This window comes from Sulfitobacter aquimarinus (assembly GCF_040149565.1).
Lineage (GTDB): Bacteria > Pseudomonadota > Alphaproteobacteria > Rhodobacterales > Rhodobacteraceae > Sulfitobacter > Sulfitobacter aquimarinus.
In genome coordinates, this window is record NZ_JBEFLO010000009.1 from 27,378 (window position 1) to 44,324 (window position 16,947).

At 60.7% G+C, this 16,947-nt stretch carries 14 protein-coding genes; 13 read left to right on the top strand and 1 reads right to left on the bottom strand.

From position 1 onward, the window contains the following. Positions 1–33 precede the first annotated feature (33 nt). Genes ABMC88_RS15080 through ABMC88_RS15120 form a run of 9 tightly spaced genes read left to right on the top strand, consistent with a single transcriptional unit; the run spans position 34 to position 9,902 of the window. On the top strand, positions 34–564 hold the full coding sequence (locus ABMC88_RS15080) for a TRAP transporter small permease (protein ID WP_349577729.1): 531 nt from the start codon (positions 34–36) through the stop codon (positions 562–564). Then, positions 564–1,904 (top strand): TRAP transporter large permease, encoded by a 1,341-nt coding sequence (locus ABMC88_RS15085; RefSeq protein WP_349577730.1) that lies wholly within the window; start codon positions 564–566, stop codon positions 1,902–1,904. The genes ABMC88_RS15080 and ABMC88_RS15085 overlap by 1 nt, the downstream gene beginning before the upstream one ends. After that, positions 1,901–2,686 (top strand): IclR family transcriptional regulator, encoded by a 786-nt coding sequence (locus ABMC88_RS15090; RefSeq protein ID WP_349577732.1) that lies wholly within the window; start codon positions 1,901–1,903, stop codon positions 2,684–2,686. The genes ABMC88_RS15085 and ABMC88_RS15090 overlap by 4 nt, the downstream gene beginning before the upstream one ends. Before the next feature lie 17 nt (positions 2,687–2,703). Then, entirely contained in the window at positions 2,704–4,785 is a 2,082-nt protein-coding gene (locus ABMC88_RS15095; protein WP_349577733.1) for a 3-hydroxyacyl-CoA dehydrogenase NAD-binding domain-containing protein, read from the top strand. Positions 4,786–4,842: 57 nt separating this feature from the next. Beyond that, complete coding sequence (locus ABMC88_RS15100; protein WP_349577734.1) at positions 4,843–6,042, top strand: acyl-CoA dehydrogenase family protein; 1,200 nt, start codon at positions 4,843–4,845, stop codon at positions 6,040–6,042. A 3-nt stretch (positions 6,043–6,045) separates the two neighbouring features. Continuing rightward, complete coding sequence (locus ABMC88_RS15105) at positions 6,046–7,179, top strand: acyl-CoA dehydrogenase family protein (RefSeq protein WP_349577735.1); 1,134 nt, start codon at positions 6,046–6,048, stop codon at positions 7,177–7,179. Next, positions 7,160–7,591, top strand: a complete 432-nt coding sequence (locus ABMC88_RS15110; RefSeq protein ID WP_349577736.1) for a PaaI family thioesterase — start codon at positions 7,160–7,162, stop codon at positions 7,589–7,591. The genes ABMC88_RS15105 and ABMC88_RS15110 overlap by 20 nt, the downstream gene beginning before the upstream one ends. A 15-nt stretch (positions 7,592–7,606) precedes the next feature. Beyond that, entirely contained in the window at positions 7,607–8,377 is a 771-nt protein-coding gene (locus ABMC88_RS15115; RefSeq protein ID WP_349577737.1) for an oxepin-CoA hydrolase, alternative type, read from the top strand. Positions 8,378–8,411: 34 nt separating this feature from the next. Then, the gene (locus ABMC88_RS15120) at positions 8,412–9,902 is read left to right on the top strand and encodes a class I adenylate-forming enzyme family protein (RefSeq protein ID WP_349577738.1); all 1,491 of its coding nucleotides are present in this window, start codon (positions 8,412–8,414) and stop codon (positions 9,900–9,902) included. Positions 9,903–9,938: 36 nt separating this feature from the next. On the opposite strand, the gene rpe is transcribed toward ABMC88_RS15120, so the two are convergent. Next, positions 9,939–10,745 carry a ribulose-phosphate 3-epimerase gene (gene rpe, locus ABMC88_RS15125; RefSeq protein ID WP_349577739.1) on the bottom strand — a complete coding sequence of 269 codons (807 nt, stop codon included), beginning with the start codon at positions 10,743–10,745 and terminating at the stop codon, positions 9,939–9,941. 61 nt (positions 10,746–10,806) lie between these two features. Here rpe and ABMC88_RS15130 point away from each other — a divergent pair, with 61 nt between their 5' ends. The 4 genes from ABMC88_RS15130 to ABMC88_RS15145 all read left to right on the top strand — a co-directional run bounded on the left by ABMC88_RS15130 (position 10,807) and on the right by ABMC88_RS15145 (position 16,909). Beyond that, positions 10,807–12,015, top strand: coding sequence for an aminotransferase-like domain-containing protein (locus ABMC88_RS15130; RefSeq protein ID WP_349577740.1), 1,209 nt, complete (start codon positions 10,807–10,809; stop codon positions 12,013–12,015). A gap of 44 nt (positions 12,016–12,059) precedes the next feature. Continuing rightward, positions 12,060–12,707 carry a DUF1007 family protein gene (locus ABMC88_RS15135; RefSeq protein WP_349577741.1) on the top strand — a complete coding sequence of 216 codons (648 nt, stop codon included), beginning with the start codon at positions 12,060–12,062 and terminating at the stop codon, positions 12,705–12,707. Then, on the top strand, positions 12,692–13,591 hold the full coding sequence (locus ABMC88_RS15140) for a nickel/cobalt transporter (protein ID WP_349577742.1): 900 nt from the start codon (positions 12,692–12,694) through the stop codon (positions 13,589–13,591). Before ABMC88_RS15135 ends, ABMC88_RS15140 begins: the two co-directional genes overlap by 16 nt. Positions 13,592–13,762: 171 nt before the next feature. After that, entirely contained in the window at positions 13,763–16,909 is a 3,147-nt protein-coding gene (locus tag ABMC88_RS15145) for a PAS domain S-box protein (RefSeq protein WP_349577743.1), read from the top strand. Positions 16,910–16,947 lie beyond the last annotated feature (38 nt).

The following is a 16,947-nucleotide window of genomic DNA, read 5'->3' on the forward strand; positions in this document are numbered from 1 at the left end:
CCACAGTTTTGCGACCCGAAAAGGAGCCTGCCCATGTTGGTGCCGCTTGAAAAGATATTGCTGGCCCTTGGTGCGCTTGCGGTGATTTTGCTGGGCGTGCTGATCACTTCGAACGTGATCGCCCGCGCTGCATTTAACTCGTTCATTCCCGATAGCGTTATTATGGTGCGTGAATTGATGGTCGCGGCCATCGTGCTGCCGTTGGCCGCAGCTACTGCCCAACGTGCGCATGTGTCGGTCGCTTTCCTGTCGGACCGTTTCAATCCACGCTTTCGCAGCTGGCTTATTGTTGCGGGAGCCCTGTTCGGGATGCTTGCCTTTGCGCCGCTGATCTACAAAGGCGTGCTTGAGCTGATCAAGGTGATCGAACGCGGCTCGTTCTTCTCGGGTGACCTTGATCTGCCGAAATGGCCGGGGCATCTGTTTTTTGTGCTGGGACTGTCGGCCGCATGGCTGCGTCTGGCAGAGCTGTTTGTGCGCGATTTGCGCAGCGTTCTGCGGGGCGACACGGTCAGTGACGAACAACAGCACGCAGGCGATCTTTTGGAAGAGGGGCGCAACTGATGGATGGCTCAACTGTTGGTATGGTGGCCTTTGCCGCCGTTTTGTTCCTGCTCGCGTTCCGTATTCCTATCGCCTTCACGCTGGCTTCTGTCGCCACGACGGGTGCTTTCCTGATTTATTCGTTCCGCAGTGGCACGTTTGACCCCAGCCGCGCGGTCAAGCCGACGTCGTCGATGGTTTTCTCGAATTCCTACGACCTTGTGCACAGCTATGAGCTGTCGATGATCCCGCTCTTCGTGGCGCTGGGCCATATCGCCTACAAGGCCGACATCACGACCAAGATTTACTATGCCGCCAAAGTCTGGCTGACCCGTTTGCCGGGCGGTGTGGCAATGGCGTCGGTCATGGGGTGTGGCGGGTTCTCTGCTATTACCGGATCGTCCATTGCCTGTGCTTCGACCATGGGCAAGATTTGCACACCCGAGATGCTGCGCATGGGCTATGACCCGCGCCTTGCCACCGCATCGGTTGCGGCGGGCGGCACGCTTGGCTCGCTTATCCCGCCATCGGTTTTGTTCATTATCTACGGGATCTTTACAGAGACCTCGATTTCCCTGCTGTTCCTTGCGGGCGTTTTGCCGGGGCTTTTGACGCTGGCGGGGTTCATTCTGGTCATCGCGGTATGGGTCGGGATGCGCCCCGAAGTCGCGCCCGCGTCCGACCAGCGCTACACCGCGCACGAACGTTGGGCCGCAGCGTTTGACAGCTGGCCCGCGCTCTTGCTGTTTGTCGTGATCATCGGCGGTATCTATGGTGGTATCTTCACCGCGACCGAGGCCGCAGCCGTGTGTGTCACCGCCGCCACGCTGATCGGGTTTGCGCAGAAAAAGCTGAGCATGGCCGATCTGTGGGACGCGGTAAAAGAGACATGCATCCAGACTTCGGCAATTTTCATCATTGCCGCCTGTGCCAAGATCTTTGTGGCCTTCATCGCGCTGACAGGCGTGGCCCCTGTGATCGTACAGGCCGTGACCGATGCGCAGCTGAGCGTGATCATGCTGATGGTGTGTATCGCTGTGATCTATCTGTTGCTGGGTATGTTTCTGGACCCCATCGGTATCATGGTGCTGACCCTGCCTTTGATGATCCCACTGGTAGAAAGCTATGATTTGAACCTCATCTGGTTCGGTGTGGTGGTGATCAAATTGCTCGAGATCGGGCTGATCACGCCGCCTGTCGGGCTCAATGTTTTCGTGATTGCCAATGTGGTGGGACGCGATGCGCCGATCGACAAGATCTTTGCAGGCATCACGCGCTTTCTGAGTGTCGACATCATCGTGTTGATCCTGATCATGTCCTTCCCGATGATATCCCTGCTGATACCCATGGCGGCGCGATGACAGAGCAGACGACACAGCCTGCGGATCGTAAATTCGCCAACACGCTGGCCCGCGGGCTTGGCGTGTTGCGGGTGTTCCGCGCCAGCGATCACGGTCTGACCCACGCCCAGATCGCCGACCGGACGGGCCTGCCCAAGCCGACCATCTCTCGGCTGACGTATACACTGTGTGAGCTGGGCTACCTCAGCCACGGGGCGCGCAATGACCGCTTTCGCCTTGGGCCTGCCGCGATTGTGCTGGGGTCTGTGGCCAATGTGGCGGTCGGCTTTGTCGATATGGTCAGCGATGATATGCAACGGCTTGCGGATGAGACGGGCACGCTGGCGTTGATTGCTGTGCGCGATGGCGCGCGGATGATGCTGGTACGCACATGGCGGCCCGCCACAGCGCAGGCGATCTGGCTGGAGCCGGGCCACCGCATTCCGCTCGATGCGTCCAGCTCGGGCTTGGCCTTTCTTGCGGCGCTGGACGCCGAGCGTTTCGAGGCGCTGGACCCTGATGAAAGCACCCGTGCATTCCGCCAGTTGGGGTACGATCAACTGCTGGGGCAGGGCTTTACCATTGCGCCCGACACACAGCGCTATGCCAGCACGGTCAACGCCGTAAGCGTGCCCTATTACGCGGGCGAGTTTGGCGAATCCGTTGCCTTCACCTGCGGCGCCACGCCGTCCGAATTGCCCCGCGACCGGATGGAGCAAGAGGTCGGACCCGCCCTTCACCGCCTCGTCCAAGAACTCGAAACCCGATCCGGTCGCCCCCCCGCCCTCAGCCGTCGCGGCTAATATAAAAGAGAACTCCTATGTCTGATCCTGTCGTCTACTCCTCTCACGGTCCTGTCGCTGTTCTGCGCATCAACAACCCGCCTGTGAACGCGCTGTCTGTCGCCGTGCGCCAAGGTCTGGAAGAGGGCATGACCCGCGCCGAGACAGAGGCAGGGATCAAAGCTGTGGTGATCGTGGGCGAAGGCCGCGCCTTTATTGCAGGCGCCGACATCACAGAATTCGGCAAGCCTCCGATGTCGCCCGCGCTGCCCGATCTGTGCACACGGATCGAAGCTTCGCCGCTGGTTGTCATTGCGTCCATGCACGGCGTTTCGCTTGGCGGCGGGTTGGAGGTGGCGCTATCGGCGCATTACCGCATCGCCCAGCCTGACGCCCGTGTGGGCCTGCCCGAAGTCCACCTTGGCCTGTTGCCGGGGGCTGGTGGTACGCAACGCCTGCCACGTCTGGCAGGCGCTGAGAAAGCGATTGATCTGTGTACCACAGGCCGTCAGGTCGGCGCAGAAGAAGCGCAGGCGCTGGGCATTCTCGACAAAGTCACCTCAGGTGATCCGCAAGAGGTGGGCATCGCCTATGCGCTTGACCTCATCGCGGCAAACGCCCCGCGCCGTCCCGTGTCAGAGCTGCCTGCGGCCGCGCCGATCGACTGGGACGCGACATATGACGGTGTGATGAAAAAGGGCCGTGGCCAGATCAGCGGCGGGGCTGCCGTGCGTGCCGTGCAAGCCGCAAGCGAGCTGGACTTCACCGCTGGCATGGCGCGGGAGCGTGAGCTGTTTATGGACATGCTCGCCAGTGACCAGAGCAAAGGCATGATCCACGCCTTTTTCAACGAACGCGCCGTCAGCAGCCTGCCCGAGCTGAAAGGCATCGCCCCCCGCCCGCTGCAAACCATCGGCGTGATCGGCGGCGGCACCATGGGCGCAGGCATCGCCACGGCTGCTCTGTTGGCACAGATGCAGGTTGTCCTGATCGAGACAGGCGAGGCGCAAGCCAGCGCCGCGCGAGAGCGGATCGAAGGCAACCTCGCGGGTGCATTGAAGCGCGGCAAGATCAATCAGGCGCAATATGATGCGCTCACCACGACCGCGCTGACCGTGGCGATCAACTATGACAGCCTCGCCGATGCCGATCTGGTGATCGAGGCCGTGTTCGAGGATATGGCCGTCAAGAAAGAGGTCTTTGGCAAGCTGGATGCCGTGTGCAAACCCGGTGCGATCCTTGCGTCGAACACCTCTTATCTGGATGTGGACGAGATTGCCGCCGCCACCTCGCGCCCTGCGGATGTGATCGGGCTGCACTTCTTTTCGCCGGCCCATGTGATGAAGCTATTGGAGGTTGTTGTCGCAGATAAAGCCGCCGTAGATGTTGTTGCAACGGGCTTTGCGCTGGGCAAACGCCTTGGCAAAATCTCGGTGCGGGCAGGGGTCTGTGACGGGTTTATCGGCAACCGCATTCTGGCCGTCTACCGCACCGCCGCCGATCACATGGTGCTGGACGGGGCGACGCCCTACCAGATCGACCGCGCCTTGACCGACTTCGGTTTTGCGATGGGCCCGTTTGCCGTGGCCGACCTTGCGGGCCTCGACATCGGTTGGATGACCCGGAAACGCAAAGCGCCCCACCGCCACCCGGCCGAACGCGTGCCGACCTATATCGACCGTCTGTGCGAACAGGGCCATTTCGGCCGGAAAACAGGTGAAGGGTATTACCTTTATGAAAAGGGCCGGCGCGCCTCGGTGCCCAATCCGAAAATTCCCGAACTTATCGCTGCCGAACAGGCCGATCTGAAAATTACGCCGCGTGACTTCACCGATCAGGAGATTGTCACACGCTACATGTGTGCGATGGTGAACGAGGCCGCGAAAGTGGTCGAGGAGGGCATCGCAAGACGCCCCGCTGATGTTGATATGGTGCTGCTCTTTGGCTACGGCTTCCCGCGTTTTCGCGGTGGCCCGCTGAAATGGGCAGATTTGCAGGGGTTGGACACAGTGCTGGAAAACATCGAACGCTTTGCAAAAGACGATGCGTGGTTCTGGCAGCCCAGCACCCTGTTGAAGACCCTTGTGGCCGAAGGCCGCAGCTTTGATGATTTGAATTGATTGGCCGCTACATAGCGTCCCAAGATACCCCGAGACACCGATGAAAAGGAAACCCCGATGGATCTGAGCTATTCCCCCGAAGAGACGGCATTTCGCGACGAAGTCCGCGCCTTTATGGACGAAAAAGTCACGCCCGAAATGAAAGACAAAGTGCGCGGCAAAGGCGAGCTGACCAAAGCCGACATGGAAGCATGGCACGCCACCTTGAACGAGCGCGGCTGGCTGGCGCCCAACTGGCCCAAGAAATTCGGCGGTGCCGAGTGGAACGCCGTGCAAAAGCACATCTTTGAAGAAGAGGCCGCGATGGCCTCGGCCCCGCGTATCGTGCCTTTCGGCCTTGGTATGCTGGCGCCCGTGCTGCAAAAATTCGGCTCCCAAGAGCAGAACGACTATTGGCTGCCCCGCATCCTGAGCGGTGAGGACTGGTGGTGTCAGGGGTACTCCGAGCCAGGCGCGGGTTCCGACCTTGCCTCGCTGAAAACCACAGCCGTCAAGAATGACGCGGGCACGCATTACGTTGTGAACGGTCAGAAGACGTGGACCACATTGGGCCAGCACGCCAACATGATCTTCTGCCTTGTGCGCACGGACAAAGACGTAAAGCAGCAGGAGGGCATTTCCTTCCTGCTGATCGACATGGACACGCCGGGCATCGAAGTCCGCCCGATCATCCTGCTGGATGGCACGCATGAAGTGAACGAAGTCTGGTTCACAGACGTCGAAGTGCCGGTCGAGAACTTGGTTGGTAAAGAGAATGAAGGCTGGACCTACGCCAAATATCTGCTGACCCACGAGCGGACGAACATCGCGGGCGTCGGTTTCTCGCAGGCGGGCCTCGCAACGGTTAAACGCCTTGCCCGTTCGGAAATGGCCAACGGCAAACCGCTGATCGAGAACCCGCATTTCGCAGCGCGTGTCGCGCAGGTCGAGATTGACTTGATGGCGATGTCCACGACCAACATGCGCATCGTCTCCAAGGCTGCCGCAGGGCAGGCACCGGGTGTCGAGAGCTCCATGCTCAAGGTCAAAGGCACGATCATCCGCCAGGAGATCAACGATCTGGCACGCCGTGCCGCAGGCGTCTATGCGATGCCGTTTGCGTCCGAGGCCGTCGAGGGCAGCAACGAAGTCCTGCCCGATCCGTTGGGCGCAGGGCCGGTTGCGGCCAAATATTTCAACAACCGCAAATTGTCGATCTTCGGCGGATCCAACGAGATCCAGCGCGGGATCATTGCAAAAGTCACGATGGGAAGCTGAGTTATGAATTTTGACCTGACAGAAGAGCGGCAAATGCTGCAAGACACGTTGCGCCGTTTCCTGCGTGACCGTTACGACACCGCCACCCGCAACAAGATTTTGGAAAGCGACAGCGGCATGTCTTCCGAGATCTGGAGCGAGCTGGCAGAGCTGGGCGTCATTGGCGCGCTCTTCACCGAAGAGCAGGGCGGCTTTGGCGGCAAGGGTTTCGACATCGCCGTGGTGTTCGAAGAGCTGGGCCGCGCCGGCGTGGTGGAACCGTTCCTTGATACGGCTGTTCTGGCCGGCGGCTTGATCGCCGATCTGGGCAACGACGACCAGCAAGCGCACATCGAGGAAATCATCGGCGGTGGTCTGCAACTGGCCTTTGCCCATGGTGAACCGGCCAGCCGGTATGACCTGACCCGCGTCAGCACGACTGCTGCGGCCAAAGGCGACGACATCGTGCTCAATGGCCGCAAGGCTGTTGTGGTGAATGCCGAAGCGGCGGACATGCTTGTCGTCTCGGCCCGCGAAAGCGGCGAGCAGGGCGACGCGGATGGTATCTCGCTGTTCTTGGTGCCCAAGGACGCGGGTGGCCTGACGGTGCAGGGTTATGCCTTGCTGGCCGGTGGTCGCGCAGCCGAAGTCACGCTGGATGATGTTACAGTTCCTGCCAGCGCCCGCCTTGGCGCCGAAGGTGCCGCGAGCGACGCCATCGAGGCGCGCATCGCTGCCGCAAACGTTGCTCAAACCGCCGAGACGCTCGGCGCGATGGAAACGGCCTGCTATCTGACCAAAGACTACCTTGGCACCCGCAAGCAGTTCGGCCGCCCGATTGGTACGTTCCAGGCACTGGCCCACCGTTTCTCCGATCTGCTGATCGAGATGGAGCAGGCACGCTCTGCCGTGATCCTTGCAGCGGGCAATCTGGAAGCGGACCGCGGCACGCGGGAGCGTAACATCTCGGCCACGAAGAACCTGATTGGCCGTGTGGGCCGTCTGGTGGGTGAGGAATCGATCCAGCTGCACGGCGGGATTGCGATGACGCAGGAATACGAGCTGGCTCATATCGCCAAACGTATCATCATGGCCGATCACCGCTTTGGCGATGTCGACCACCATCTGGAGCGGTTCATTGCCCTTGCCGCAGCCTGAAGAAAACGCCGGTTTCATCCATGATGAGACCGGCACACAGCGCCTTGTCGGCTATGTCGTGGATGTCCGCGATGCGGCCCACGGGCGGTGCTATCTGGATGTGACCGACGACCACCTCAACCGCCACGGCGCGTTGCACGGTGGCATCGCCGTGACATTGTTGGACAATGCCAGCGGAACCACAGGGTCGCTGACTGTGGACGCGACGGGCAAGGCGCCCTTCCTGACGGTTTCGATGAATACGCAGTTCGTCGGGTCGGGCAAGCGGGGCCGCATGACGGCCACGGGCACAGTGACGGGCGGGGGGCGAAGCCTTTTGTTCATCGCGGCCGAGTTGCGCCACGAGGACGGCACATTGGTCGCCACATCCACGGGCGTGTTCAAACGCGTTCCACAAGATAAATTAAGCTAAACGGGAGAAACAGACATGAGCGCACGGTTAGAAGACGCAGGCGACCGCCTGATCATCTGGAACGGCAATACCGACAAACGCGGTGCGCTGTCGCCCGAGCTTTATGCCTGCATCATGCAAGCCTGCGAATTGGCGCAAGAGCGCCGCATCCGCTCGATCATCCTGACCGCAGAGGGGCCGTTTTTCTGTGCAGGCGGCGATCTGAACCAGTTGATCAAAAGTCAGGGTATGCCAGCGGACCAACGGGCCGCGCGGATTGACGGTTTGCACGATGTGATCCGCGCCATGCGCGCCTGTCCCGTGCCGTTCATCGCGGCGGTTGAAGGCGGCGCTGCCGGCGCGGGCCTCAGCTTTGCGCTGGCGTGTGATGTGATCGTCGCGGCCAAGGGGGCAAAGTTCGTGGCGGCCTATGTCAAGGCGGGCTTGGTCCCTGACGGCGGGCTGACCGCGCATCTGGCGCGTGCCTTGCCACGGCAACTGAGCATGGAGATGTGTATGCTGGCCCAGCCCGTGCTGGCCGAGCGGATGCATGATCTGGGTGTGGTAAATGCGCTCACGGATGTGGGCGGCACGATAGAGGTCGCACGCGGCTTTGCCGACCGCTTTGCCGCAGGTCCGCGGGACGCGCAGGCCGCGATCCGCAAGATGGTCGCCGCTGCCTATGACGCGACAGAGGCCGCGCAGCTGGATCACGAACGCGACGCGATGGGGCACGCCACAGGGGCACCCGAAGCGGCTGAAGGCATTGCGGCTTTCCTCGAAAAGCGCACGCCGAACTACAGCTAAGACACAAAATTTATTTTTCGGGAGGGGACGCGACATGGCTCGGGTAAACGATTTTCTGACAGCACGGGTGGCCGCCGCCCCTGACAGCATGGCGCTGAGTGATTCTTCCGGTGCGCGCTGGACATATGCGGATCTGGACCGCGCCAGTGATGATCTGGCGGCGCATCTGACGCTGGCGGGCGTAAAGCCCACCGATCGCGTTCTGTTGCTGGTCGAAAATTGCGCCGCGGCAGTCGCAGCCCTTCATGCGGCATGGAAAATCGACGCGGTTATCATTCCCTTCAACGCCCGCCAGACTGACGGCGAAGTCGACAAGATTATCAATCACGCAAAGCCTGCGGTTGTCCTGATGACGGCTCATGTCTCGGACGTGGCGGCGGGCCATGCAGCGCGGATGGGCGCAGAGGAGATCACGGGCGCTTTCGGATCGCTGATGATGGCAACGCGGCACAGCGATGTGGATGCGGATTTGGATGACGTGGCGGTCCTTCTTTATACCACGGGTACAACGGGCGACCCCAAAGGCGTGATGCTAACCCATAGCAGTGTCCGCTTCGGGGGGCAGGCCTCCAGCAGTCTGCGGCGGATGACGCCTGCGGACGTGGTTTACGGTGTTCTCCCGATGAGCCATGTGTTTGGCCTTGTCTCGGTTCTGGTGGGGGCCTGCTATACGGGGGCACACGTCAGGATTGACGCTCGCTTCACGGCGCAGCGTTTGTACGAGGCAGCAATGGACGGGGTGACGATCATTCCCGCTGTGCCCCAGATGCACGCGCTTGTGATGCAATACACCAAAGAGCAGGGGATGGAGCGGCTGGCCTCTCCCACGCTGCGCTATGTGTCGAGCGGGGGGGCGCCGCTGGACCCTGCGTGGAAGCGCAAGGCCGAAGCGTTCTACGAGCTGCCGTTGCAGAACGGATTTGGCATGACCGAGACATCCTCGGGCGCGTCTGCCACGGATAACCCCATCGGCTCGCCCGATGTGTCCGTGGGGCCCGCAACCCCCGGCACGCGGGCGCGGATTGACGTGAATGCACCGGGCGGGAACGGCGTAGACGAGGGCGAGCTACTGGTCTCAGGTCCGCATCTGATGAAAGGCTATTTCCGCAACGAGGCGGAGACTGCCAAGGCGCTGGAGGACGGGTGGCTGCACACAGGTGACTTGGGTAAAATCGACGATGATGGCCGCATTTACATTCTGGGTCGGTCAAAAGAGCTGATTATCCACGGCGGGTTCAACGTCTATCCGCCAGAGGTGGAGGCCGCGCTGAACGACCACCCGCAGGTGATCCAATCGGCTGTTGTCGGGCGCACCAAAGACGGGGACGAAGAGGTGCTGGCCTTTGTGCAAATTGCGCAGGGCGATGATTTGACCGTGGACAGTTTGCGCGCTTTTGTGAAGGAACGGCTGGCGGGCTATAAACGTCCCAAGCATATCGTTCTGGCGACCGCATTGCCTGCGGCGCCAACGGGCAAATTGCTCAAACACAAAATGATCGAAGCCTTTGGTGATCAATTGCCCTAGGCGCCGCTCCTCGCTGCTCGTCCGAGCGCTCCTCGCTTAGACGTAGACGCCTGCAACCGCTTCGCGGATGGCGCGGATGTTTGCGCCATAAGGGGCTGGGTCACTGACAGAGCCGCCGCGGAACACGGCAGAGCCTGCGACCAGAACGTCCGCGCCCGCGCCTGCGACGATGGGTGCTGTTTTCGGGTCCACGCCGCCGTCGATTTCGATATGCACGGGGCGGTCGCCGATCATGGCGCGCAGGGTTTTGATTTTGTCACTCATATCAATGAATTTCTGGCCGCCAAAGCCGGGGTTCACGGTCATCACGCAAATCAGATCCGTAAGGTCCAGTAAATGGGCCACGGCCTCGGCCGGGGTGCCGGGATTCAGCGCGACGCCCGCCTTTGCACCCGTTGCACGGATCGCTTGTAGTGTGCGGTGGATATGCGGCCCTGCCTCGACATGCGCGGTGATCACATCGGCGCCTGCTTTGGCGAAATCCTCGATATAGGCATCGACCGGAGAGATCATCAGATGAACGTCCATCACGCCTTTGATGTGGGGCCGTATCGCGGCGCAAGTGGCCGCGCCAAAGGTGATGTTTGGTACAAAATGTCCGTCCATCACATCAACGTGGATCCAATCCGCGCCCTGCGCCTCGACCGCCGCACATTCCGCGCCAAAATTGGCGAAATCAGCGGCAAGGATGGAGGGGGCAATTTTCAGCGAGCGGTCGAAAGGAGTGGATGATGTCACGGGGATGCAGCCTTTGGATGGGATGGGTTGGCATCCTGATACCCCGCGTGCGCGATCAGGGCAATCGCCCAAGCCCGATAGGGCCGCATCGGGCATATAGGACATACGGATTGACCTAAAATCGGAATCGCTGTTTGGTGTATCGACGACCTGTCGGGAGGGACATATGGACTGGCACCAGATATTCGCCACACGCAACGACCGCATGAAAGCCAGCGAAATCCGCGAACTTCTCAAGCTGTTGGAGCAACCCGACATCATCTCCTTTGCGGGCGGCATCCCCGACCCCGATCTCTTTCCCGCGCAGGCGTTTCAACGCGCCTTTGCCGATGCCCTCACGCCCGAGACCCAAGCCACGGCCTTGCAATATTCCGTCTCTGAAGGCTATCCGCCCCTGCGCGACTGGATCGTAGGCGAGATGGCCCGCCTTGGCATCCCGTGTACCCGTGACAACATCCTGATCACCTCCGGCTCGCAACAAGCGCTTGATTATCTGGGCAAGCTGCTGCTGAGCCCTGGCGATACCGCATTGGTCGGCTGGCCGACATACCTTGGCGCATTGGGCGCGTTCAACGCGTACGAGCCGCGCTATGACAGGCTTGACCCCGAAACCAACCGCTCGGCCGAGGATTATGCGCAGGCGGCGGGTGCGGGGCGGGTGAAGTTCGCTTATATGTCCGTGGACTTCGCCAACCCCACGGGCCGCACACTGGATGCGGGTACGCGCGAGCGGGTGATTGATCTGGCCGATGCGTTGGACATCGCGGTGATCGAGGACGCCGCCTATCAATCGCTGCGCTACGAGGGCGAGGCGCTCTCGCCTGTGCTGGCGCGTGAAATCGCCCGCAAGGGCGACATCAATAACTGCCGCACGCTCTATTGCGGTAGCTTTTCCAAAACGCTGGCGCCGGGGCTGCGCGTGGGCTGGGTCTGCGGCGCACAAGAAGTGATCTCGCAACTCGTCCTCCTCAAACAAGCGGCAGATTTGCACAGCTCGACCATCAACCAGATGGCCATTGCACAGGTCGCGTCAGAGCAGTTCGACACCCATGTCGCTACCATCAAATCCGCCTATAGCGCACGCCGCGATGTGATGCTGGACGCCCTAGCCAGGCATATGCCCGAAGGCGTCACATGGACCCGCCCCGAAGGCGGCATGTTCATCTGGCTTGAGCTGCCCACCAAGGTCAACACAGCAGAGCTACTGGCCCAATCGCTGACATCCGAACGCGTGGCCTTTGTCCCCGGACATGCGTTTTTCGCCGATGGCTCGGGCACGCATACCATGCGCCTCAGCTTCAGCCGCACAGACGCCGCAATGATCAACGAGGGCATTGCGCGGCTGGGTCGGCTGATTGCCGCCGCTACGGTATAAATAGGCAATTGAACCACCCGCACGCCGCGCCTAAATTGCGCGGTATGAAATTACCGCTCGCTCTTTGTCTTTTGTTGGCTGCTGCGCCGCTGGCCGCGCATCCGCATATCTTTGTGAACACGGGGCTTGTCTTTGTGGTGGACGGTGAAAACCGCCTGACCCATGTGCAGGTAACGTGGGAGTATGACGAGCTTTATTCCCTGCTCGTGACCGAGGATATGGGCATCGACAGCGACTATGACGGGATCCTGTCAGAGGCCGATACCCGTGCTTTGACAGGTTTCGACATGCAATGGATTCAAGGCTTCAACGGCGACCTTGTCGGCAGTCAGAACGGCACGGCGCTGTCCTTGTCTGGCCCGTCTTCCCCGACGGCCACGCTCAGCGATGGCAAAATTATCACCACCCATATGCGCGCGATCGAGGGCGCGCCCTCGGCCCTGACGCCACTGGTGTTCCGGCCCTACGACGGCACCTACTACACCGCCTACGAGGTCGGCTTGCCGGTGCGCACGCAAGGGGACAGCAATTGCAACATCGTATTGGACGAGCCTGATATAGAGGGCGCCCTTTCCATGACCCGCGCAGAGCTTGCGGCGATACCCGAAGACTACGACATGGAAGCCGCTGGCCTTGGCGACATCGGTGCGCGTTTTGCAACATCGGTACAGATCTCATGCAGCGCGCAATAGCTCTGGCGCTCTTGGTGGTCGTTGCCGCGCTTGCGGCGTTGTGGCTCACCGGCGGTTTTGACACGCTCGCTGCCTGGGCCGCGGACGAGCAGCGCAGCTTCCAGAACGGCATCGCCCGCACCTTGCGCGCGCTGCGCGCAGGGGAGGCAGGGGCCTACGCGCTTTTGATGGCAAGCTGCTTTGCCTACGGCTTTTTCCACGCCATCGGGCCGGGGCATGGCAAGCTGCTTGTGGGGGGGTACGGCGTTGCACGCGCTGTGCCGATGGTGCGGTTGTCCACGATTGCGCTGCTCTCCAGCTTGGGGCAGGCGGTCACGGCAATCGTTCTGGCATATGGCGGGTTGTGGCTGTTGGGGTGGACGCGCCAAACGATGGTCGGCACCGCCGAAGACTGGCTCGCCCCTGCCAGCTACGCGATGATTGCCGCAATCGGCCTCTGGCTCATTCTGCGGGGCGCGAACCGCCTGCGCACCCGATCCCGATCCGCATCCCACACCCACACGGGCGATGGAGAGACATGTAGCTCGTGCGGTCACCGCCACGGCCCAACCCTCGATGAAGCCAGCACAACTACGGGCCTGCGTGACGCAGTCTTGCTGATCACAGGGATCGCAATACGCCCCTGCACCGGTGCGCTTTTTGTCCTGCTGATTACGTGGCAAATGGGCATCCCGACGGCTGGTATCGCAGGCGCATTTGCAATGGCACTGGGCACCGCATCCGTCACCGTCACGGTCGGCATCGCCGCCAGTGGCTTTCGCGGCGCCCTGATCCGCAGCCTGACCCAAGCCAGCGCCCTCATCTGGGTCATGCCAACACTGGAAATCATCGCGGGCCTCATCGTGCTGACGCTTTCAGGCGCTCTTCTCTACAGCTCTCTCTGACCCACGACCTTCTATTTTTTCTGGCCATAAATACTCCGGGGGAATTGCCCCTTGGGGCACGGGGGTTGGCCCCCTCTTTTCGCGGTTCGCGCCACAAATTCCCTTTTCCCTCAGCCCATCTTAACTCTTTCTACTTAACACTGCCGCGCAGAATGCTGTGCGGAGAATGTTTTGATCAGCCTTGCGTCAAAAATCAAACGGGGCCGCCCCGGCAATGAAGCGGGCCGCCAAAACAGTGCTGCACCGGGTGCATTGCCTGACCTGCGCAGAAAACTGCGGTTGTCGCGCCGCAGCAGCCGTTTGCTTGTGCTCATGTGTGTTGTGCTGAGCATCATGCTCTTTAACTACGCCCTGAAATTCGAACACTTGCGGGCGCAATCGCAGTTTGAAAAACAAGCCACCTATGCGATGCAAAGCCTGCGCAGTCAGGTGCGGATTTACGCGCAAATGCTGGGCGGGGCGGCCGCTTTCGCGCAGGTAGACACATCCGCAGACAGCTTCAGGGCCTATGTCGCGAACCTGAACCTTGGCGATATGGCACCTGATATTCTGGGGGTTGATCTGGTGCGCAGCACAGATGCCAGCAATCCGGTTACAGACACTCTGGCCGCTGCTGTGGGCAGTAAACACCCGCGGCTGAGCCCTCAGATCATCAGCGGTCACAGGGGCAGTGCGGTCGGCGGGTTTGCCATGGTTCGCGCATTGGCACCGCAATCCGCAGGGGATGATCCCGCTGGATGGGTCGCTCTTTGGTTTACCAAAGACGCCATTCTTGCGGCGATCAAGGGACGCAGCCCCGACAAATTTACGCTGACCATCACGGATGGCGCGGACCGCATCTTTTCGGAAATCCCGCCTGATCCCGACTTTGTCGGTAAACAGACGTCGCTGCACACAGCACAGCTTTATGGTCGCCAGTGGAAAATCCGTTTCAACAGCACCCAGACGTTTGACGCCGCGCATTCAAGCCATTTGGCCTACCTTCTGTTGCTGTCTGGTATGGCCTTGTCGCTGGGGTTGGCGGTGTCTTTGCGCGTAACAGCAAGCCATCACAACACATTAAAACGAACCGCCGCGCTTCGCGCACGCGAGCTTGGCGCACGCGAAGAAGAAAACCGGACCTTGCTGGAAAGCAACGTATCGGTGGTTCTGACGCTCGATTCCGAGGGGCGGATTCTTTACGCCAATCAGGCCGCCGCCGTTTTGTTCGGGTACCGTCAGGAAGATTTCAGGGGCAAATGGCTGTCTGATTTTCTGGAGCTGCGCACCCAGGACACACCCAATGCCAATTACAACGCCGAAGGGGTGCTAAGTAGTGGCAAATGTTTGAAGCTGGATGTGCAATCGAACGTCTGGCACACGGCAGAGGGCGATCAGAAAACAACGGTTCTGATCCGCGATGTGACGGATCAACTGAACGGCGAGACCGACATCGCAGCATTGCATAAAAGGTATGACATCGCTCTGAACGGGGCGGGCATCGGTATCTTCGACATCAACCTGATCACGGGCCACGCAGAAATGTCGCCCACGTGGCACCGGATTGCGGGGACCGACCCTGATGGTCCGCCATTTGATCACCAGCGTGACTTTATCGCACGGGTGCACCCCGACGATCTCCCGACCTTGCGCGAGGCGGACCGCGCTTGCATCGCGGGTGAAACACCACGCAGCATCGCCGAATACCGCTTTCGTTTCGAGGACGGGTGGCGTTGGATGTATTCCGATGCCGTGCCGAGCGCGCTGGATGCACGGGGTCGCGCCACGCGGCTGATCGGCACCCAATGCGACGTGACCGAGCTGCGCCACGCCCGCAACGCGCTGGAGCTGAGCGAGGCCCGCTTTCGCGCCGTTCTAAGGGAAGCGCCTGTTGGCATGGCGGTCATGGACGAAAGCGGGCACTTTTTAGGCGGCAACACTGCGCTGGCGCGGCTGTGCGGCTACAGTCTGGAGGTGTTGCAAAACGACATGCGGCTGGCGCAGATCGTGTCGCGCAAATGCTATGTTTCCCTGTCTCGCGATGTGCGCAAATTGTTGCGTTCCGGCAGTTCTGAAACTTACCAAAGTCAGGTGCAACTCCGCACCCGCAGCGGCGAGACGTGTTGGGGCCTGTTCCACCTAAGCTGGACGTTTGACAAGAACCGTGACGAGTATGTCTATATCGCGCAGATCGTTGATATCACCGACCAAAAACGCGTCGAGCAACTCAAAAGCGAATTTATCGCAACGATCAGTCACGAACTGCGCACGCCGCTGACCTCGATCAAGGGGGCTTTGGGGTTGCTGGAGGCCAGCAATGCCGACACGCTGCCCGCCCCCGCGCGGCGTTTGCTGGAAATCGCCCAAGTCAATTCGGATCGCTTGACCATGATCGTCAACAATATCCTCGATCTTGAGCGGATATCGTCGGGCGAGGTGGTGTTCGAACTTGCGCCTTTGGCGCTGGACGCGCTGATCGAGGACACGATTGACTTCATGGCGCCTGACGCACAGCAAAACGGCAACACGTTCACGCATCAGGCGCAGGACGCAGAGGTGCAGATTTATGCGGATGTGGCCCGTGTTCGTCAGGTTCTCATTAACCTAATCTCGAATGCTTGCAAATTCTCGGACCGCGACACAGCCGTCACTTTGCGGACAGATGTGTCGGGCGGTTTCGCCACCGTCTATGTCGAAAACATCGGCCCCGCCATTCCCGGGCGGTTTCAGTCCCGTATGTTCGAAGCGTTCACCCAGGCCGATGCTTCGGACACGCGCAGCAAGGGCGGCGCAGGGCTGGGCCTGCGCATCACCCGCGAAATCGTCGCACGACTGGGAGGCGAGATCGGGTTTGACCAAGACGAAAACCGCAACACCGTTTTCTGGTTTTCCTGCCCGCTGGCCACTGCGGATACATCTGCAAAAGACGAACGGGGGCAGGCGGGGATGCCACTGCGTGCCAACGGCCTGAAGGTCTTGCACATCGAAGCGGACATCGATTTTTGCGATGTCATTGCGGCGGGCCTTGGGGATTTGGCGGTGGTCAGCGCGGCGCACAGCCTACAACAGGCGCGGGCCACCATGGGGCGCGCCTTGTGGGACGTGATTTTAGTGGATTGGGGGCTGCCTGACGGCGACCTGGGCGAGCTGTTGGCAAGCCTGTCGCACAACCATCCGCAGGCGCGCATCATCGCGCTGTCGGCCGAAAACCGTGTGCCGCAGGATGTGCGGATCACCGCGACGCTGATCAAGTCCCAAGTCGATATCGAGCATATCATCGATCACATCATCGGCGCGAATTATACCGCACGCGGACAACAGAAAAAGGCGGTAGGATAATGTGTGGTTTTGCCTCAAAATTGTCACCTTACTGGACG

Bases quoted from the DNA above. Each gene is read 5' to 3' on its own strand.
- ABMC88_RS15080 (WP_349577729.1), top strand. From the start codon at position 34: ATGTTGGTGCCGCTTGAAAAGATATTGCTGGCCCTTGGTGCGCTTGCG.
- ABMC88_RS15085 (WP_349577730.1), top strand. From the start codon at position 564: ATGGATGGCTCAACTGTTGGTATGGTGGCCTTTGCCGCCGTTTTGTTC.
- ABMC88_RS15090 (WP_349577732.1), top strand. From the start codon at position 1,901: ATGACAGAGCAGACGACACAGCCTGCGGATCGTAAATTCGCCAACACG.
- ABMC88_RS15095 (WP_349577733.1), top strand. From the start codon at position 2,704: ATGTCTGATCCTGTCGTCTACTCCTCTCACGGTCCTGTCGCTGTTCTG.
- ABMC88_RS15100 (WP_349577734.1), top strand. From the start codon at position 4,843: ATGGATCTGAGCTATTCCCCCGAAGAGACGGCATTTCGCGACGAAGTC.
- ABMC88_RS15105 (WP_349577735.1), top strand. From the start codon at position 6,046: ATGAATTTTGACCTGACAGAAGAGCGGCAAATGCTGCAAGACACGTTG.
- ABMC88_RS15115 (WP_349577737.1), top strand. From the start codon at position 7,607: ATGAGCGCACGGTTAGAAGACGCAGGCGACCGCCTGATCATCTGGAAC.
- ABMC88_RS15120 (WP_349577738.1), top strand. From the start codon at position 8,412: ATGGCTCGGGTAAACGATTTTCTGACAGCACGGGTGGCCGCCGCCCCT.
- rpe (WP_349577739.1), bottom strand. From the start codon at position 10,745: ATGTCCTATATGCCCGATGCGGCCCTATCGGGCTTGGGCGATTGCCCT.
- ABMC88_RS15130 (WP_349577740.1), top strand. From the start codon at position 10,807: ATGGACTGGCACCAGATATTCGCCACACGCAACGACCGCATGAAAGCC.
- ABMC88_RS15135 (WP_349577741.1), top strand. From the start codon at position 12,060: ATGAAATTACCGCTCGCTCTTTGTCTTTTGTTGGCTGCTGCGCCGCTG.
- ABMC88_RS15140 (WP_349577742.1), top strand. From the start codon at position 12,692: ATGCAGCGCGCAATAGCTCTGGCGCTCTTGGTGGTCGTTGCCGCGCTT.